The 21,645-nt window shown below is 43.7% G+C and carries 11 protein-coding genes; all 11 read left to right on the top strand.

The annotated features are described in order from the left end of the window. The first annotated feature begins 290 nt into the window (after window positions 1-290). Window positions 291-1,046, top strand: a complete 756-nt coding sequence (locus tag NG821_RS07695; RefSeq protein ID WP_252761080.1) for a copper homeostasis protein CutC — start codon at window positions 291-293, stop codon at window positions 1,044-1,046. A gap of 323 nt (window positions 1,047-1,369) precedes the next feature. Further along, window positions 1,370-3,238: a beta-galactosidase gene (locus NG821_RS07700; RefSeq protein ID WP_394802069.1), complete on the top strand. Its 1,869-nt coding sequence runs from the start codon at window positions 1,370-1,372 to the stop codon at window positions 3,236-3,238. 57 nt (window positions 3,239-3,295) lie between these two features. Further along, window positions 3,296-5,101, top strand: coding sequence for a hypothetical protein (locus NG821_RS07705; RefSeq protein WP_252761081.1), 1,806 nt, complete (start codon window positions 3,296-3,298; stop codon window positions 5,099-5,101). 8 nt (window positions 5,102-5,109) lie between these two features. Beyond that, window positions 5,110-6,927 (top strand): alpha-L-fucosidase, encoded by a 1,818-nt coding sequence (locus NG821_RS07710; RefSeq protein WP_252761082.1) that lies wholly within the window; start codon window positions 5,110-5,112, stop codon window positions 6,925-6,927. 74 nt (window positions 6,928-7,001) lie between these two features. After that, window positions 7,002-9,197: a DUF4838 domain-containing protein gene (locus NG821_RS07715; protein WP_252761083.1), complete on the top strand. Its 2,196-nt coding sequence runs from the start codon at window positions 7,002-7,004 to the stop codon at window positions 9,195-9,197. A 27-nt stretch (window positions 9,198-9,224) separates the two neighbouring features. Continuing rightward, window positions 9,225-11,561, top strand: coding sequence for a glycoside hydrolase family 3 N-terminal domain-containing protein (locus NG821_RS07720; RefSeq protein ID WP_252761084.1), 2,337 nt, complete (start codon window positions 9,225-9,227; stop codon window positions 11,559-11,561). Window positions 11,562-11,678: 117 nt separating this feature from the next. Beyond that, a complete protein-coding gene (locus NG821_RS07725) occupies window positions 11,679-13,049 on the top strand; it encodes a glycoside hydrolase family 125 protein (protein ID WP_394802070.1) in 1,371 nt (456 codons plus the stop codon). Window positions 13,050-13,244: 195 nt separating this feature from the next. After that, on the top strand, window positions 13,245-15,032 hold the full coding sequence (locus NG821_RS07730; protein WP_252761085.1) for a glycoside hydrolase family 2 protein: 1,788 nt from the start codon (window positions 13,245-13,247) through the stop codon (window positions 15,030-15,032). A gap of 24 nt (window positions 15,033-15,056) precedes the next feature. Next, entirely contained in the window at window positions 15,057-16,934 is a 1,878-nt protein-coding gene (locus NG821_RS07735; protein ID WP_252761086.1) for a CocE/NonD family hydrolase, read from the top strand. A 245-nt stretch (window positions 16,935-17,179) separates the two neighbouring features. Continuing rightward, complete coding sequence (locus tag NG821_RS07740; protein WP_252761087.1) at window positions 17,180-18,154, top strand: FecR family protein; 975 nt, start codon at window positions 17,180-17,182, stop codon at window positions 18,152-18,154. 438 nt (window positions 18,155-18,592) lie between these two features. Then, a complete protein-coding gene (locus NG821_RS07745; RefSeq protein ID WP_252761088.1) occupies window positions 18,593-21,637 on the top strand; it encodes a SusC/RagA family TonB-linked outer membrane protein in 3,045 nt (1,014 codons plus the stop codon). Window positions 21,638-21,645: the final 8 nt, after the last annotated feature.

Below are 21,645 nucleotides of genomic sequence, written 5' to 3' on the forward strand. Positions count from 1 at the left end.
AACTTTGCCATAGTTATAAAGTATATGTCTAAAGGTACAAAAATTTTTGGACATGGCAAAGCCCTGGCTTGAGAAAGTCGGGGCTTTGTGATAAAAAAAGAGGATATGTCTATTTTGACACACCCTCTTTTTTGTTGTTCAAATCATTTGTCTTTATGCTGGAAATTCATTACATTTGTAATGTAAACAACGGAAAAAACATGAATAGAATGAAATATATTGTTATTCCGATTCTGATCCCTGAAGATTCCGTTTGGACTACCCGGAGTTTATACTAAAGATAGGATACAATGAAAAGAACAGAATTTGAAATAGAAATTTGTGCGAATAGTGTGGAGAGTTGTCTGGCTGCGCAAGAAGGCGGGGCAGACCGTGTAGAACTTTGTATGGGAATTCCGGAAGGTGGTACTACACCTTCTTATGGAGAAATTAAGGTTTCCCGCCAGATGTTGACGACAACAAGACTTCATGTTATCATCCGTAACCGAGGTGGAGATTTCCTTTATACTCCGTTGGAACTGGAACGAATGACTGCCGATATCGATATTTGCAAACAGTTGGGTGCTGATGGTGTCGTCTTCGGTTGTCTTACGGCTGACGGAGGTATTGATCAGAAAGCCAACGCCATGCTTATGGAGCATGCTAAGGGAATGAGTGTCACATTCCATCGTGCATTCGATCGTTGCAAAGATCCTCAAAAAGCATTGGAAGACCTTATCTCGCTGGGATTTAATCGCATTCTTACTTCAGGGCAACAGCCTTCTGCAAAAGAGGGAATACCTTTTCTTAAAAAACTTCAGCAACAAGCAGGAGACAGGATCAAGATCATGGCCGGGTGTGGCGTCAATGAAGGGAACATTGCACAGATACAGAAAGAGACAGGTGTCATGAATTTTCACTTCTCAGCAAGGGAGCCTCAGAAGAGTCAGATGAAGTATTTTAATCCTGACGTATTCATGGGTGCTAAAGGAGCAGATGAAGATACGATTATGCTCACTACCGAATGTAGAGTAAGAAATACGATTCATGCATTGTTGGACGAATAATAAAGTAAGTTCATGATAAAGTGAAACTTATAGAATGAACTAGATTCATAATTTTCTAATCCTATTGAATTTAATATGAATTAACATTATGATAGTGCAAACATATCTTAACAAATACGTACCTTTGCAATAGGGCAAAGGACACAGACGGGCTGTTAGTCTCTTTTCTTTCATGGTTGGCTTAAATTTCAGAAGAGTTTTCATGTTCATTCACATTAAATTTAATAGAATCATAATGTAAATCCCGTTTGATTCGCGAAAATTTAGTGATAAAGATGATGAATGGTCTTTTTAATAATAAATGTGGCACAAAATATTTACGTATGAATAAAATCAAGTTATTTCTTCTGTTAAGTATGCTGTTGACGAGTTGGGAGATGTATGGTTCCGGAGCGTCTAGGCATACTTTCACTATCGAGAACGGAAATTTCCTGTATGACGGCAAGGCTATACAGATTCGTTCCGGTGAGCTGCATTATGCCCGTGTCCCTGCACCTTACTGGCACCAGCGTCTGAAGATGATGAAGGCAATGGGCCTGAATACGGTGGCCACCTATGTGTTCTGGAATTATCAGGAAACGTCTCCCGGTGTATGGGACTGGACAACAGGTAATCATAATCTGCGTGCATTTGTCAAGGTAGCTGCAGAAGAAGGGATGATGGTCATATTGCGCCCCGGTCCTTATAGTTGTGCAGAGTGGGAATACGGCGGTTATCCCTGGTGGCTTCAGAAAGTAAAGGGCCTTGTCATCCGCTCGTATAACCGTCCATTCCTGGATTCGTGCCGGGTATACATCAATCAGTTGGCCTCTCAGGTGAAGGACCTTCAGGTCACCCACGGCGGTCCCGTCATCATGGTTCAGGCCGAAAATGAGTTCGGTTCCTATGTATCCCAACGTAAGGACATTCCGTTGGCAATGCATAAGAAATATAGTGCGGCCATACATCAGGAACTGCTTGATGCGGGCTTTAACGTTCCTATGTTTACCGCAGACGGCAGCTGGCTGTTTAGTGGTGGGGCGATAGAAGGAGCCCTTCCGGCAGCCAACGGCGAAGATAATGTAGACAATCTTAAAAAAGCCGTAAATGCCTATCACGGCGGCGAAGGTCCCTATATGGTATCAGAATTCTATCCCGGTTGGCTTGATCACTGGAACGAACCGTTCCAGAGAGTAAGCACGGAGAAGGTAGTGAACCAGACTCGTAAATACCTTGAGGCAGGAGTAAGTTTCAACTTTTACATGATCCACGGCGGAACCAATTTCGGGTTTACCTCAGGAGCGAATTACAGTAATGACAGCAATATCCAGCCCGATCTGACGAGTTACGACTATGATGCTCCAATCAGTGAGGCCGGTTGGGCGACCCCGAAATATAACGCATTGCGGACCCTGATGATGAAATATGTAAAGCATAAGCTGCCTCAGGTACCGGCACGTATTCCGGTGATAGCAATCCCCCGTATCAGGCTCGACAAGACTGTAGATGTCTTTAGTCTGTTGAAAGATATGAAAGCAGTCGAGAATGAAGAACCGTTGACCTTTGAAGAATTAAACCAGGGGTATGGCTATGTGGTTTACCATCGCCGGTTTCCCCAAGCCGTCAGCGGTATGATGAGAGTACCGGGCATAGCAGACTACGGAATCGTCTACGTAAACGGGAAGAAGGCAGGCGAACTGAATCGCATGACCGGCAGGGATAGTCTGGAAGTGGAAATACCGGATGACGGCGTGCTGGACATCTTTGTCGAGAACATGGGACGCATCAATTACGGTGCACGTATCACGGACAACAATAAAGGCATTACGAAACCTGTAACAATCGGAGAGGATGAAATAACCGGCGGCTGGAAAATGTATAAACTGCCGATGGATAAAGTTCCTGATATGGCTGGATACCCGGAGAGTTATCAACCCGGATTGCCGGTATTGTACCATGGAACATTCAGCCTGGAGAAAGTCGGAGATACCTTCCTGGACATGAGCGGATGGGGGAAAGGTATCGTATTCGTCAACGGGATCAACCTGGGACGCTACTGGAAGGCCGGCCCTCAGCAGACACTGTATCTGCCTGGCTGCTTCCTGAAGAAAGGAAAAAATCAGATTGTTGTCTTTGAACAACAGAATGACTGCAAGAAACTCGAATTGTCGGGAGTCCAGGAGCCTATACTTGACAAACTGGGAGGATTGTAGAAAAGGCAACCGTATCCTCAATGCTGTTGGATACGGTTTGAAATCATTAAGAAGAATATGAAACATCTTGTTTTAACCGTCATGGTATTTCTATCGATAGCCGCTTACAGTCAGGCTCAGACCGGAACCAGTAAAGAACCGGTCCGTTATATTGGCGGAGAAATATGCAATCCCCGTCTTCATGACGGCGGTTTTCCCTATGCTATCGGGACAGAGAATATTCAAGTGCTGCGTGCAAATCGTACACATCCGGAACTGGCTGATAATTTCGGATGGACCTATAATCATGCGCCGAACCTGACCTACTGGAATGGAAAATTTTATCTTGAATACCTGAGTAATCCTTCGGACGAGCAGCAACCCCCTGGACATACGATGGTCGTGACCTCTCCAGACGGTCGGAGCTGGGGGAAACCCATTGTTGCCTTTCCGGTCTATAAAGCACCTGAAGGTGTCACATTTCCAAAAGGATATTATGGCTATATCATGCACCAGCGTATGGGATTCTATACCGCTCCAAGTGGCCGGCTGTTGATCGTTGCATTTTATGGTCATAGTTACAACCCTTTCAAGGAAGGAGGTATCGGTCGCGTCGTACGTGAGATCTACAAGAATGGCACAATGGGACCGATTTATTTTATCAGGTATTCTTCCCATACTCATTGGAATGAAAGCAATACTTCTTACCCGTTCTATACGAGATCCAAGGACAAAGGCTTTAAGGCCGCCTGTGCGGCATTGCTGCATGACCGACTTAAGACATTGCAGTGGATAGATGAAGACAGAGGACTGGATGGCTTTTATACATTGAAGGATTCTATCAATACCGTTCAGGCCACCAGTTATTATCATCGCAAGGATGGGAAAGTCGTTGCCTTGTGGAAATATTCGTGGGCGGCACTGTCTCCGGATAATGGAAAGACCTGGTCTACACCTGTAAGGGTACCATCACTGATTATGGCAGGAGGCAAGAACTGGGGTCAGCGAACACCCGACGGCAAGTATGCCATGTGCTATAATCCGATAGAGACACAACAGTATCGTTATCCCCTGATTGTGACAACGAGTGAGGACGGAATAGTCTTTGATACGATGAGTGTCGTTCATGGAGAGGTCCCTCCACGTCGGTTTTATGGCGAGAACAAAGACTTCGGTCCCTGTTATGTGCGTGGTATTACAGAGGGGGAACAGACACCTCCTGATGATTGCCTATGGCTTACATACAGTGTCAATAAAGAAGATATCTGGGTCAGCCGTGTCCCCGTCCCTGTTCGCACTGTATGGCATGGAACGGTCAATGACAACTTTGATCAGATAGAATCCCATGCTCCTGTAGCAAACTGGAATATTTACCGTCCCCGGTGGGCAGATGTGTATGTGACAGACAAGCATCATCTTTGTCTTACGGATTCAGATCGTTATGATTATGCGCGTGCTATACGAGTCTTTCAGCCTTCCAGAAAAGTCGATATCTCCTTTGATCTTTTTGTAGAAAAGGAAAACGATGATCCTTTTGAGGTGGATGTGACAGACCGTCATGGGACACGTGCGGTCAGCCTGTCTTTCCATCAAGGTAATATAATGTCCGATTCTACCGTTATCGGTCAGTACCGTCAAGGAGAATGGAATAAGGTCAATCTCTCCATAGATGTCAGTGGAACCGGCTGCTTTACATATCATTCTAATGACTATCCGGACCTGCATGCTGTAGGGGAAGTGGAAAGGTTGAGTTTCAGAACAGGCAGATACAGGAATCTGCCGGACCGGAAGACACCCAACCAACAGAAATGTCCCCCGTTGGCGGGATGTGACGAACAGATCCCTCCGTCCGTCTATTATATAGATAACGTTCTTATAAAATAAAACGAAAAATGAAGAAAAGACTGTACATTCTTGTTTTGCTTTTTATTACTTCTGCAATTTGTATTGAGGCAAAAAAGAAGGTGATGCCCCCGGCACCCTGTTATCCCATTCCTACCCAGGACCAGATCCGTTGGCAGAAAATGGAAAATTATGCATTCGTTCATTTCGGTTTGAACACATTCAATGACCGCGAATGGGGATACGGAGATTCCAAATTGGATACCTTTAATCCGACGAAACTGGATTGCGAGCAGTGGGTAAAGACTTTCGTTAAAGCTGGTCTTAAAGGGGTAATCCTGACCTGCAAGCATCACGATGGCTTCTGCCTTTGGCCGACTGGATATACCGATTATTGCGTCAGAAACGCTCCCTACAAGGATGGAAAGGGAGATATTGTAGGTGAGTTGTCTGCAGCCTGCCGTAAATACGGCATCAAGTTCGGAATCTATCTTTCTCCGTGGGATCGCCATCAGGCCTTTTATGGTACTCCTTTCTACGTTGAGTACTTTTATAATCAACTTCATGAACTGTTGTCCAAATACGGAAATATCTTTGAGGTCTGGTTTGACGGAGCCAATGGAGGTGACGGCTGGTATGGCGGAGCGAAAGAAGTCCGCAAGATAGACCGTCGGACCTATTATGATTTTCCACGCGCCTATCAGATGATGGCAAAGTTGCAGCCTCACGCAATTGCTTTTTCCGACGGAGGTCCCGGGTGCCGCTGGGTTGGGAATGAGAATGGCTATGCAGGAGCAACCAACTGGTCTTTCCTGCGTAAGGGCGTTGTCTATCCCGGTTATGATAAATATTATGAATTGCAGTATGGACATGCAGACGGAAATGAGTGGGTGCCGGCGGAATGTGACGTATCAATCCGTCCGGGATGGTTTTATCATGCAAAAGAAAATGATAAGGTGAAATCAGTGGATCAGTTGACGGATCTTTATTATCGTAGTGTCGGCCATAATGGAACGATGCTCCTTAATTTTCCGGTTGATAAGGACGGACTGATCTATCCTGTGGATTCAGCCAATGCTGTCAATATGCATCTTAGAGTACTCAGTGAGTTGAAAACGAATCTCTTGCTTCATGCAAGGATAAAAGCATCAAATGTCCGTGGCAAGGACTATTCTGTTAAAAATCTTACGGATGGTCGTTATGATACCTACTGGGCTACTGATGATGGTGTCGTAAAAGCAGATCTGAATATCTCTTTCAAGCATTCGGAAAGAATAAACCGTATAAAATTACAAGAATATATTCCGCTGGGTCAGAGAGTCAAGTCGTTTCTTGTAGAATACAAATCTGGTAAGATATGGCTTCCTGTAAAGCTGAAAGAAGAGACTACTACTATCGGTTATAAGCGTCTGCTAAGATTCAATACCATTAAGACCAGTGCGTTGAGAATAAAATTCCTGGATTCCAGAGCCTGTTTGTGTATTAATGAACTCGGAGCCTACTATGCTCCTCTGGCGAAAGAAGATTATGTGTCAAAGACAGCTGATTTGAAAAGTATACCCTATACGGTGCAAAATACATCCAGTGCTAATGAACTGGTCCTTGATTTTAGCAAGAGTTGTAATCTCAGTTCTCTGCATTACCAACCTGCAGGGACGGGCATTATTTCTAACTATGCAATATATGCCGGTAATGATCTGAATCAGTTGAGGCTTGTCACAAGTGGAGAATTCTCGAATATCAAGAATAACCCGATCATGCAGGATGTCTATTTTACACCAACCGATGCCAGATATCTGGTGTTGAAGGCTGTCAGGATGATTGATGACAGTAAGAAAATAAATTATGAGAAACTTGTCGTACAATAGAATGCGGGTATTGTATAGAGATTATAATTTTCATTCATATCTGATGGTTGCAAATAAAACAAAGTAATATAAAGATGAAAGGTATCAGATCTATAATTTTATTATTTGCGGTAGTACTGTTTATCCCTCATACGGCTTCTGCACAAATCAGGCTTGCTCATAAGGGTAAGGCCACATCACGAATAGTCTGCTTGAGTCGGGATACAATGACTTGCCATGCTGCAATATTATTTCAGCATTTCATTTATAAAATATCCGGTGCAGAACTTCCTGTAGTATCGAATGTTCCTCCACGAAAGAATGATGTTGTGATCGGAGGTATGACCCAAAAGGCTGGTGTGGATGGATTCCTTGCAGACTGTGCTCATGGGCAATTAACGATAGAGAGTGGTGGAGGATCCGGAGCTGTTAATGGAGTCGTCCATGTCCTGGAAAAATATCTGGGAGTTGATTATCTGGCTTATAAAGTATGTGATTATAGTAAATCCGAGAATATCAGTCTGCCAGTATTCTATGATGTCGAAACACCGGCTTTTCGCTATCGTCAGACTTTTAGCTATGGAAATGCGGATTCTGATTATTATCAGTGGATGGCTTTGGAAGATCCTGATCAGGTCTTCGTTTCTGATCTATGGGTACATACCTTCAATCGCATTATGCCCGCATCAAGATATGGTAAAGCACATCCTGAATATTATTCTATGATAAATGGTCATCGACAACCAGGTGATCATAGCCAGTTATGTCTTACTAATCCCGAAGTATTTAAAATCGTATGCCATAATGTTGATTCCATCTTTCGTGCCAATCCAGGTCTGAATATGATTTCTATTAGCCAGAATGATGGTAATGGAACGTATTGTCAGTGTCCTCAATGTCGTGCTGTCGATGAATACGAAGGATCACCTTCAGGAAATATCATTCGTTTTCTAAATAAGTTGGCTGCTCGTTTCCCCGATAAACAGTTTTCTACCTTAGCATATCTTTATAGTATGCGTCCGCCTGAGCATGTCAAGCCATTGCCGAATGTGAACATTATGCTTTGTGACATAGACTGTAAGCGGGAAGTTCCATTAACAGACAATGAATCCGGAAGGAATTTTGTTCAGGCTTTGGAAGGGTGGTCCAAGATCTCGAATAATATATTTGTATGGGATTATGGAATTAATTTTGACAATATGGTGTCTCCATTTCCTAATTTCCACATTCTCCAGAAGAATATACAACTGTTTAAGAAGAATCATGCTACGATGCTTTTTGAGCAGGTCAATGGAAGTAAAGGGACCGATTTTTCAGAGATGCGTGCATACATGCTTGCTAAATTGATGTGGAATCCATATTTGGATGCTGACTCACTGATGAGATCATTTATGCATAAATATTATGGTAAGGCAGCTCCTTATTTATATCAATATCAGAAAATCATGCAAGGAGCACTGTTGGCAAGTGGAATTCCTTTGTGGATATATGACTCCCCGATATCTCATAAGAATGGCATGTTGAATAGAAATCTGTTGAAGACTTACAATGAACTTTTTGATGAGGCGGAAGCATCTGTCAAGGATGATAGTGCAACACTGTCCCGGGTCAGAATGGCAAGATTACCATTACAGTATTCTGAACTTGAGATTGCCCGGACAATGACAGGGAATGATAAAGATGACATAATAAGAAAAGTAAACTTGTTTCGAAAAAGGACATCAGAGTTGGATGTTAAATATCTGAATGAACGGAATAACAAGTGCTCTGATTATTGTGATCTTTATATGAAGAGGTATCTGCCTGCAAGTAATCAGAATCTGGCTAAGGGTGCAAAAATAACATGGATATCCGCACCTTCTCCGAGCTATCAGAAGATAGCAGATACGGCACTTACGGACGGACTTTTCGGAGGGACGACTTATGTGGAAGGTTGGGTCGGTTGGAATGGAACCGATGCAGAATTTATCATGGACTTAGGAGATGAAAAAGAGATTCATTCCATTGATACTGATTTCCTTCATCAACTTGGAGCATGGGTCCTGTTACCAGCCGGTGGAACTTATTCTGTTTCTACTGATAATAAGCACTATACTAAGTTTGGTTCATTCCAGTTCCCTGAAGATCGTGATGAAGCTGTAAAGTTTGTTAGTGGGAAAGTCTCTGTGGATCATCCGGTAAAGGCCAGATATATAAAAGTCAAGGTGAATACCATCGGAATGTGTCCTTCCTGGCATTATGGAGTAGGTTATCCTGCTTGGTTCTTTATGGATGAAGTAACGGTGTTATGATATATAAATAATGATAGACGATAAAATATGAAATTTTTGAAGATTTGGGGTATAAGTCTCTGTTTATGCAGTTTTGCAGCAGTCTCAGCCAAACAGGTCCTGCCATATAAGAATCCGAAGTTACCTATAGCAGAGCGTGTGGAAGACCTCCTCCATCGCATGACGCTGGAAGAGAAGGTGGGTCAGATCCAGTGTGCCCTGGGCTGGAACTACTATACCATAAAAGGCAGGAAAGTGACGGTATCCGATAAGTTCATGAAAGACTTTTCAGAGAGGCATCCCGGCATGCTGTGGGGTACATACCGCGCAGATCCGTGGACCCGTAAGACGCTTGCCAACGGACTGAATCCTGAGCTGGCAGCCAAGGCAGGCAACGCACTGCAGAAGTATGCCATAGAGCACAGCCGTCTGGGCATCCCACTGTTCCTTGCAGAAGAAGCCCCTCACGGGCACATGGCAATAGGTACGACAGTCTTCCCTACCGGACTGGGTATGGCCGCCACCTGGTCACCGGAGTTGATCGAACAGGCCGGCAGGGTGATATCCAGAGAGATCCGCATTCAGGGCGGCCATATCAGTTATGGCCCCGTCCTCGACCTTGCCCGCGATCCCAGATGGTCCCGTGTGGAGGAGACGATGGGTGAAGACCCCGTACTGAGCGGTGACATCGGAGCGGCAGAGGTGAGAGGGCTCGGTGCAGGAGACCTGACGAAGCCTTACAGTACCCTTGCTACGCTGAAGCACTTTATCGCCTATGGAATCTCGGAAGGCGGCCAGAACGGCCGTCCGTCGATTATCGGACAGCGTGAACTTCTCGGGAGTTTCCTTCCCCCCTTTCATAAAGTCATAGATGCCGGCGCCCTGTCCGTAATGACCTCATACAATTCCATGGATGGCATACCCTGTACATCCAATAAGTACCTGCTGACGGATATTCTCCGCCATCAGTGGCATTTCAAGGGCTTTGTCGTCTCGGATCTGTACAGCATAGACGGAATCTACGGTACACATCATGTTGCCCGTTCCCTGGAAGATGCAGGCGTGATGGCACTCAAGGCCGGAGTGGATGTAGACCTTGGGGCAAATGCCTATTCCCGTTTATGTGATGCCGTGAAGAACGGGAAGGTAAGCGAGTCAGCCGTGGATACGGCAGTGGCAAGAGTCCTGAGGATGAAGATGGAGATGGGCCTTTTCGAACACCCTTATGTCAATCCGGAGGCAGCGGCCAGAGGTGTGCGTACTCCTGCGAACATAGAAGTATCGCGCTGTGTAGCCCGGGCCTCAATTACACTTCTTAAGAACGACGGAGCCCTGCCCCTGCGCCGCAAGATCAAAGTAGCCGTCATCGGTCCCAATGCAGACAACCGCTATAACATGCTCGGAGACTATACCGCACCCCAGGAAGACTCGAATATCAAGACCCTTCTTGACGGAGTACGTACCAAACTGCCTTTGTCAGACGTTGAATACGTCAAAGGCTGTGCTATCCGGGACACTACGACAGAGAATATAAAGGAGGCTGTGGAAGCAGCATACAGTTCAGACGTGGTCATCGTAGCGGTAGGAGGCTCGAGTGCACGTGATTTCAAGACCAACTATAAAGAGACGGGAGCAGCGGTGGCCGACAGCAAGACGGTCAGTGACATGGAATGCGGCGAAGGTTTTGACCGGGCCACACTCAGGTTGCTCGGGCTCCAGAACAGACTCCTTGAAGCATTGAAGGAAACGGGTAAGCCCCTGGTCGTGGTTTACATAGAAGGCCGTCCCCTTGATAAGGTCTGGGCTTCAAAGAATGCAGATGCCCTCCTTACGGCCTATTATCCCGGCCAGGAAGGTGGGGATGCCCTGGCGGATGTCCTCTTCGGTGACTATGACCCCGCCGGCCGTCTTCCGGTCTCCGTCCCAAGAAGTACAGGGCAGTTGCCTGTATATTATAACCAGAAGGTCCCCGTAGCCCATGATTATGTGGAAATGCCGGCAACACCCCTTTATCCCTTCGGCTATGGACTGAGCTATACCAGTTTTGAGTATTCCGGCCTGAAGGTAACCAGGCTCTCAGACAAGAATTATGAGGTATCATTTGATATCCATAATACAGGCAGTTATGATGGAGATGAAGTGCCCCAGCTCTACCTTACGGAAGAGTACGCCTCCGTCGTCCAGCCCGTCAGACAGTTGAAGCACTTCCGGCGTATCCATATCCGGAAAGGAGAGATCGGACATGTGACTTTCATCCTCACGCCAGATGACTTCTCCCTCATCAATGAGGACATGAAGCGTGTGGTAGAGCCCGGAGACTTTGATATCCAGATAGGGAGTTCATCCGCAGATATCCGTTTGAAAACAAAATTATCAATACAATAAATGATGAGAAATAACGAAAAACTTTTAGGATTGATGATGGCTTTGTCCCTCTTGTCAGTCAAAAACGTATATGCTGTTCCAAATCTTCATGTAGAAAAATGTGTGAATCATAGTACGATGACAGCATCCGTTCCTGGTGTAAGTCTGGTCACCCATCGTCCTCCGGTGGCACAGCGTCTGTTCCGTTCCAAAGTGATTGACCGGAGAATAGCAGAGGTAAAGAAAATCCTGAAGGGGAATCCCTATCTGGCATGGCTGTTTGAAAACTGTTATCCGAATACGCTGGATACGACTGTCCATTATGGTAAGGATGCGAATGGTAATGACGATACCGTTGTCTATACGGGAGATATCCATGCGATGTGGCTCCGCGACTCAGGAGCCCAGGTATGGCCCTACGTCCAGTTCGCCAACAAGGATCCCCGGTTGAAAGCCATGCTTCGCGGAGTGATCAACCGTCAGATGAAATGTATCAATATTGACCCGTATGCAAATGCCTTCAATGACGGTCCTACCGGGAGTGAATGGGACAGTGACGAGACAGCTATGAAACCGGAACTGCACGAACGTAAATATGAGATTGATTCCCTGTGCTATCCGATCCGCCTGGCCTACTATTACTGGCAGGTGACCGGTGATACATCCGTGTTCGGTCCGGAATGGCTGTCAGCCATACAGAACGTACTGAAAACCTTCCGTGAACAGCAGCGCAAGAGCGGACTTGGTCCCTATCATTTTATGCGCAAGACGGACCGTGCCCTGGATACGGTACAGAATGACGGCTATGGAGCGCCTGTAAAACCGGTAGGCCTGATTGCCTCGGTCTTCCGTCCCTCTGATGACGCGACGACATTCCTGTTTCTGGTGCCTTCAAATTTTATGGCAGTGAGTTCCCTTCGTAAGGCATCTGAAATATTGAAGAGGGTGAACGGCCGTGATGACCTGGCTTCACAGTGTACCTCTCTGGCAGATGAAGTGGAAACGGCCTTGCACAAGTATGCCGTATACAATCATCCCAAGTATGGCAGGATCTATGCCTATGAAGTGGACGGCTTCGGGAATCACCTGCTGATGGATGATGCGAATGCTCCGAGCCTTCTGGCTATGGGCTATCTGGATCCGTCAGAGATGAAGGATCCCATCTATCAGAACACGCGCCGTTTCGTCTGGAGTGAGGATAATCCTTATTTCTTCCGTGGGAGTGCAGCTGAAGGAATAGGGGGGCCTCATATCGGATATGATATGATCTGGCCGATGTCCATCATGATGAGAGCCTTCACGAGTACGGATGATGCGGAAATCAAATGGTGCATCGAGACTTTGGAGCATACGGATGCAGGTACAGGGTTCATGCATGAATCGTTCAACAAGAATGATCCGAAGAAGTTTACCCGTCCCTGGTTTGCCTGGTCGAACACTTTGTTCGGGGAACTGGTTCTGAAACTCATTGATGAAGGGAAGGCTGATCTGCTGAATAGTGCTAAATGATAAAAGGAGTAAGGTTAAGAAATATCTGTGATTTGTTGTTTCGGCAAGTTTAATTTAGAAAATGCAGAGAGTAAAAATACAATAGAAAATAAACAACAAACAAAAAATAGATTTTCTTTTTCCACATCAATGTTTTCTTGAATTAATTCTATAAATTTGCATTTGCTGGTTAAACTCACATTAATTTAATATGCAATGAAAAAGACAATTATTTGTGTACTCTGTTTGTTCGTAACATTAATAAGCTTGAGAGGAGCCGAAATCATACCTCGGCCCGAGTATCCGCGCCCGCAGTTTGAGCGGTCCGCATGGATTAATTTGAATGGGGCGTGGACTTATGCTTTTGATTTCAGTAATTCCGGGAAAGACAGAAATTGGCAGTCGTTAAAGCATTTTGATGGTACAATCATCGTTCCGTTCTGTCCTGAAAGCCGGCTATCCGGTGTAGAGTACAAAGATTTTATAAATGCAATGTGGTATCAGCGCGAGATTTCAATTCCTTCAAATTGGAAAGGTAAAGATATTCTGCTGAACTTTGGTGCGGTCTATTATCAGGCAGATATCTATATTGACGGTAAGTTTGTGATGAGCCATACTGGCGGCAGTTCATCATTTTCTGCCAATATCACACGTTATGTCGCCCCCGGTACGACGCATAGTCTGGTTGTGTACGTGAAGGATGACCTCCGTTCAGGAAAACAACCCGGTGGCAAGCAGTGTACCAGTTATTTTTCTCAGGGATGCTCCTATACGCGTGTAACGGGAATCTGGCAGACTGTATGGATGGAAGCTGTTTCTGCGGAAGGATTAAAATCAGTGTATGCCTGTCCGGATATTGATCAGCAGCAGTTGGTAGTCCATCCCCAATTCTATCATGAATCTGATGACAGGCTTACAACAACAGTCCTATCCGGAAAGAAAGTGGTCGTTTCAAAAACCGTGCGTTGCAGCAACAGCAGTATACTGGTACTGCTGATTCCAAAGATGAAACTGTGGAGTCCTGAGTCCCCGTTCTTATATACTATCATTTACAAGGTGGTAGATAAAAATGGGAGAGTCATAGACGAAGTGAAATCGTATGCAGGGATGCGTAAGGTATCAACGGAGAACGGATATGTCTGTTTAAATAACAAGCCTTATTATCAACGCCTGGTGCTAGATCAGGGCTATTATCCGGATGGAGAGTGGACAGCCCCTTCCGACGAGGCTTTGAAGAAAGATATAGAATTAGGTAAGGGGGCTGGCTTTAACGGGGCTCGCACACATCAGAAAGCCTTTGAAGAGAGGTATTTTTATTGGGCAGATAAACTGGGTTATTTTACGTATGCAGAATCACCGAGTTGGGACCTGGATGTGAATGACGAGCTGGGAGCAAGAAATTTTATCGGAGAATGGAGTGAAATCGTAGAGAGCAGACGAAACCATCCTTCGATTGCAATCTGGACACCTTTTAACGAAACGTGGAATTGCCAGCTGGGTACCTATCAACGTTTGATCACGGATGTTTATCATACGACAAAGGCTATGGATCCTGCTCGTCCCATAAATGATGCAAGTGGTGACGGACATGTTGTCACGGATATATGGAGTGTGCACGATTATGAGCGGGATCCGAATAAATTAATTAAAGAGCTGACGTTTAAAGAAGGTCAGGAACCCTATCGTAATCAACCGGATAAAAAGTTCCTGGCATCTTATGAAGGTCAGCCCTATATTGTGGATGAGTTTGGTGGATTGCCTTGGATGAAGGCTCAGGATCAGAAAACTTCATGGGGCTATGGAGGAGGTTTCAAGAGCATGGAAGACTTCTATGAATGTCTGCAAAAGGAAGTGGATGCGCTTAGAGCTTGCAAGAATGTATGTGGTTTCTGCTATACCCAACTGACAGATGTGGAGCAGGAGAAGAATGGTATTTACTATTATGACAGGACACCTAAGTTTGATATGAAACGGATCAAGGCTATTTTTGAAAGTGTCAGGTAGATTCTAATTTGAATAACGTAAGACATGAAATATTTAATCAGTTTAGCTCTTACCCTGATCTTGGTTTATACTCCAGTTTCGGCTGATGGCATCAATCAGAAATGGATAGAGGAGAATTATTCCAAACGTGAAGTGATGATCCTCATGAGGGACGGAACAAGACTATATACAGTAGTCTATGAGCCGAAGGATCATACGGTAAAGCATCCGATCATATTTTGCAGGACACCTTATTCCTGTCAGCCTTACGGTCCGGACCGGTTCAGTTCGTCACTCTGGAATTCTATGAAGTTCTTTGCCCTTCATCATTATATTATTGTCTACCAGGATGTCCGTGGAACCTATAGAAGTGAGGGGATATATGAGAATATCCGTCCTTTTATCCCTAAGAAAAAAGGAAAAGTCTTTGATGAGGCTTCAGATGTGTATGATACCACCGACTGGCTTTTAAGGCACACCCATAATAATGGACAGGAAGGAGTTATGGGCACCTCTTATCCTGGATTCTATGCGTTGATGGCTGGTTTGTCCGGCCATCCGGCTATCAAGGCGATCTCTCCACAGGCACCGGTGTCCGACTGGTTTATGGGAGATGACGAGCATCATAACGGCGCTTTCTGTCTGGTGGATACTTACCGCTTTGATGCTTCTTTTGATGTTCCTCATCATCCTAATGGTCTTGCACACATATCCGGAGGGATCAAATTCCCCAATGATATTTATACTGATTATCTGAAGATGGGGCCGATACGCAATTTCACCAGGACTTTCGGGGATAGTGTCAGATTCTGGAATACTGTTATGGATCACCCTGACCGGGACACCTTCTGGGTCAGACGGACACCTCTTCAATATTGCAAGGCTGTCAAACCGGCCGTGCTGGTAGTTGGCGGTCTCTTTGACGCAGAGGACTGCTATGGAGCATGGAACCTGTATAAAGCAATTAAGAAACAGTCTCCGAAGACTCCGCTCTATCTGACTTTCGGCCCTTGGTATCATGGAGGCTGGAATAATGCTTCTTACCAGAATCTGGGCCAGGTATGGTTTGGAGATTCGACTTCTGATTATTTCATGAAGAACATTGAATTTCCCTTCTTTGATTACTATCTCAATGATAACCAAGAAGCGCAGCCGAAGAGTTTGACTAATATCTATTTCAGTGGTGAAAATCGTTGGCATCATGCAGGATCATGGCCTTTATCCAATGTACACATGGAGCCTCTTTATCTTCATGTGGATGGAAAACTCTCTTTCTCTCAACCCGAAGGAACGGATTTATATAGATCCTATATTTCAGACCCTGCACATCCTGTACCTTATACTGCTGATGTCCAAAACTATCGTAATCGGGAATATATGGCTTCAGACCAACGGTTTGCCTCTACTCGTCCTGATGTGTTGACTTATATGAGTGATATTCTGAATGATACATTGTGTTTAGGTGGTCCTTTGGACGTAGAGTTACAAACTTCGATCTCTTCTACTGATGCAGATTTCGTGGTTAAACTTATTGACGTCTACCCTGATGGATTCTCATATACCAAGGAAATTCAGAATCAACTCCCTGTGAAAAACTATCCTATGGGAGGTTACCAGATGCTTGTCAGGGGGGATATAATGCGGGGGAAGTTCAGAGAAGGATTTGATAGAGAAGTCCCTTTTGTACCTAACCAAATCACCAAAGTCACTTTTAAAATGAATGATATTGCCCATACTTTCCTTCCCGGTCATCGTTTGATGGTACAAATTCAGAGTTCTTGTTTTCCTCTTTTTGATCGTAATCCTCAGACATTCACGGATATCTATACTTGTGAGGAGTCTGCGTTTAGACCTTGCACGATAAATATCTTTTCGGATAAAGCGCATTTTTCTTGTATTCGCATTCCTGTATTAAGGAAATAAAAATATCGATTTTTAGGTTATCTCATCTCATTCTGTTGACCTTAACGTTGTCGTTTTGTTAACGTAGATGTTAGTTTGATGGTTCTGAAATAGATTGATATATTCTATTCGCCTTTTCTTTATTTGAGATTTTGCTCTTATCAGAATCTCAAATATCTTTATGTTCTATTTTAATTATTTTTACTTTATTTAACTGAGTACTTAGGCCTTGTTATTGACTCCTCTGTGTGTAAAGACCATGAAAAATGAGAAAAGACGAACTATTCCAAATAGTCTTTCAGTTTTTTAACAATACCTTACCCAACAAATACCATTCATTTGTAAAAAGGTGGCTATTGGAAGCAAAAAACGTGGAAGAGAAAACAGAGGCTTTACATTTTATATGGAATCATATAAATGTAAAGTCAGATAAAAATACGTCTCATGCGTTACATAGAGTACATCATCGTTTAGGTTTGTCTTCTTCACATCAAATTCGTACTAATCTAAAATATGCAGCTATTGTCTTATTGCTATTTTCAGTAACAGTAGGGACGTTGTTATTTATGAATGGAAAACACCAACAAGAAGAAATGGTTATTTGTAGGGTGCCAGATGGACAATTAAAAACCATTTATTTACCAGATAGTTCAGTTATAAAATTGAATTCCGGATCCGTCATTAAATATCCGAAGCATTTTGATAAAGGTTTTCGTGAGGTCTATCTAAGTGGGGAGGCTGTATTTTTGATCAAGCATAACCCTGGCACACCTTTTCTCGTTCATGTAGGAAATTTAATTGTCAAGGATATAGGAACTCGTTTCAATATAAAGGCATATCATCCTGATTTAATCGTAACAACTTTGGTAGATGGGAGAGTATGCGAATATGAATGTCAATCTAAATCCCCAAAAGTTCTGAATCTTGTTCCGGGGGAACAATGCATTTATTGTGCAAACAAGCATGAATTTTCGAAGGAGAAAGTGGATGCGGATAAATATATATCTTGGACAAAAGGAAATCTGATATTCATTCAGAGTCCTTTAAGTCATGTTATTTCAGATATAGAACATCATTTTAATGTGAAGGTAAATGTGGAAAAAGGCATTCCTGTAAATCTGTTATTTACTACTCAATTCAGCTCTTCGGAATCGTTACAAGATGTGTTGAATGTGTTGACTAAAATGGGGAATTTCAAATATGAAATGATAGGAGATACAATATGTCTCAGTGAAAAGTAATTATTTCCTTATCCTTAATTAATAATCAAAATGAAAAATGCGAAAATGAATTTATGTGATATTAGTAAAAAAAGAATAAAATATTTTTTATTCTTATTTCTTTTGTTACCTATGTTGTCTATCTCTGCCCAAACTGTAAAATTCGGACAGGCAAAAGTGAGTGTAAAAACAGCCGTTGATGCCATAGAGAGTCAAATAGGTTATTCAGTAGATTATACTGGAAATCTTTTGAATTTGCAAAAGGTGATCCCGGTTAAAAAAGGTGCAAATTCATTACAGTCTATTATGGAACAGATAGTGGGAAATGACTTATCTTATTCTATACAAGGTCGCCATATTATTTTATCAAAGAAGACTAGAACTAAGGCGAAAGTGCCTATAAAAAAAACAACCTTGGAGGGAAAAGAGGAAACCCATGAAAATTCAGGAAAACATGTTATGAAAGGATTTGTTTGTGATGAAAACAATGATCCTGTTCTAGGGGCGACGATAACTGAAAGTAAAGGAAGCAACAAGGCTATTACTGATGAAGACGGACTGTTCTCCATAGCTGTTTCCAGTGATGACGAATCGCTTACGGCATCTTATCTGGGCTATAACAAGAAAGAAATAGCAATAAAGAACAAAAAGTTTATTTCATTCAACTTGATCCCAAACAACAAAGTATTGGATGAGGTTGTAGTAGTCGGTTTCGGAAAGCAGAAAAAGGAATCTCTAGTAGGATCCGTTACGGCTGTAAAGGCCGACGACTTGAAGATGACCTCAAGCAGCTTGACCACTTCTTTTGCCGGTAAAATACCGGGTATCATCGCTTTCCAGAAAAAAGGAGAACCTGGCAATGATGCAGCCCAATTCTATATCAGAGGCGTATCCACTTTCGGTTCAAACACTTCTCCATTGATCCTTCTTGACGGTGTGGAGATTAATACCACCATGCTGAACAATATCCAACCAGAATCCATAGAGTCCTTCTCTGTCTTAAAAGATGCTACTGCTACATCCCTTTACGGCTCTAGGGGCGCCAACGGTGTCATCCTCATCACGACCAAGACAGGGAGGCTGTCAGACAAGATGTCTGTGGATATCCGTTTTGACAATACTGTATCGATGCCGACAACAATCCAGAAAATGGCAGACGGGGCTACTTATATGGAAATGTATAACGAGGCGAAGAAGAATGATGCCAATTTGAACGGCACAACGTATACCCCATTTTATAGCCAGGATAAAATTGACAAGACCCGTTCCAGGGCAAATCCTTACTTATTTCCTGACAATGACTGGTACAAACTTCTGTTCAAGGATTACAGTTTGAACCAGAATCTGAATATATCTGTAAAGGGCGGAAGTCAAAAAATCGGATATTTCATGAATGCAGGCATATTCAATGAAAACGGCATGACCCGATCTCCCAAAGAGGCCGTGATGAATACAAGTACATACAGTAAGAAATACCTCTTCCAAAGTAATATTACGGCTAACATTACCTCTACTACTAAGGTTGGATTGAACATGAATGCGCAGATTTACCAATATCATGCACCTTATGCCGGTGCTGATCCTGGAGATACTAGAGGGGAAATGCAGTTGTCTGATTTCTTTTATTTAGTTATGAGAGGCAATCCTGTACGCTTCCCTGCCACCCTTCCTGCTCAAGATGAAGATACTTTCGTACGCTACGGGAACAATACTTCCTGGGATGTCGGGACAGTTGAAATTAACCCTTATGCCAAAATGAGTAGCGGCTATACTGAACACAGCTACGTTTACATGACTACGGCGTTTACTGTCAATCAGGATCTCAAGTTCATTACACCCGGATTGAGCGCCAGCGCACTAGCCTCATTCTATAATTATAGTTTCAGCTGGTTGAACCATTGGATACAGCCTTATTATTATAAAGTGTCCGATGATTATACCATTGACAAAAACGGGAATTACCAATATACGGAATCCCCTATAGGTACGGCAGGCAACACAGCCATTCAGTCTGCTTCAGGCCAGGACCCGACAAACCGCGTCTGGTCACTACAGGCCACAGTAGACTATGCACGATCATTCGGGAAGCACAATACGGGGGCAACATTTGTATATCATATGAAAGAGACGCGCAATGATAAGACCAACGGTAACGAATACGACCTCCTTCCCTATCGTGAACAGGGGATTGCAGGAAGGCTGACATACAATTATGACGAGAAATATCTAATGGAGGCTACATTCGGGTATAATGGTTCAGAGAACTTCGCACCCAAACACCGGTTCGGGTTCTTTCCGGCTATCGCTTTGGGATGGACCATTTCCAACGAGAAGTTCTTTCAACCTCTGAAACATATTGTCAATAATCTGAAAATAAGAGGTACATACGGACTGGTAGGAAATGATGTACTTAGTACACGATTTCCGTATGTGACATCTGTTAATTTAAATCAAGCACAAGCATGGTGGTATGGTACAAACCATGGTCAGGCCTCTGGTCCAGAAATCAGTGTATATGGTAATGAAGATGCTACTTGGGAAAAATCTAAGAAAATGAACATTGGTATGGATATGGGGCTTTTCAACGATTTGGATCTTACCTTTGACTTCTTTCATGAGAACCGTACAGGTATATTTATGCAACGGCGTTCAATGGCTGCTATTTCAGGTTTTGCAAATGCTTTTCCTTATGCAAACATCGGTTCAGTCAAGAATCATGGCGTGGATATTGGATTGGATTTTCATAAGGCAGTCAATAAAGACTTTATTATAGGGGTCAACGGCAGTTTTACGTATGCACACAATGAAGTAACAAATAAAGATGAGCCGACCAATGTCGCATCTTACTATTCGGTCATCGGACATCCTATAAACAGTATCCGCGGATATATAGCAGAAGGCCTGTTCACTTCACAGAAAGAAATAGACAATTCGCCCAAACAGACTCTTTCCAATTATACCATAGGGGATATTAAATACAAGGATCTCAACGGTGACAACAAAATTGACGGCAACGACATCACAACCATCGGAAATCCTACTGTACCGGAAATTGTATATGGCTTAGGTCTCAACATCAAATACAAGAAATGGGACGCGTCTGTCTTTTTTCAGGGAGATGCCAAAGTGAGCCTCCTGATGTCCGACATTTGGCCCTTTGCTGACGCGGCCCATCAAGGGTATAACATCTCCCGGTATATCGTAGATGACCATTGGTCCGAAGCAAATAATGTTGCCGACGCATCCTATCCACGCCTGTCATCTGTCTATTTGCAGAATGACATACAAACAAGTACTTATTACGTTAGAAATGCATCCTATTTGCGTCTGAAGACTGCAGAGGTCGGATACACCTTCAATAGGTGGCTGCGTGTGTATCTGTCCGGAACAAATCTGTTGACCTTCTCACCATTTAAGACGTGGGATCCTGAGATGGGAGGCGGAAACGGATTATCATATCCATTACAACGCACCGTAAAAATAGGGATACAATTTCATTATTAAACATTGGA

The sequence above is a fragment of the Segatella cerevisiae genome (genome assembly GCF_024054555.1).
GTDB classification, from domain to species: Bacteria; Bacteroidota; Bacteroidia; order Bacteroidales; family Bacteroidaceae; genus Prevotella; species Prevotella cerevisiae.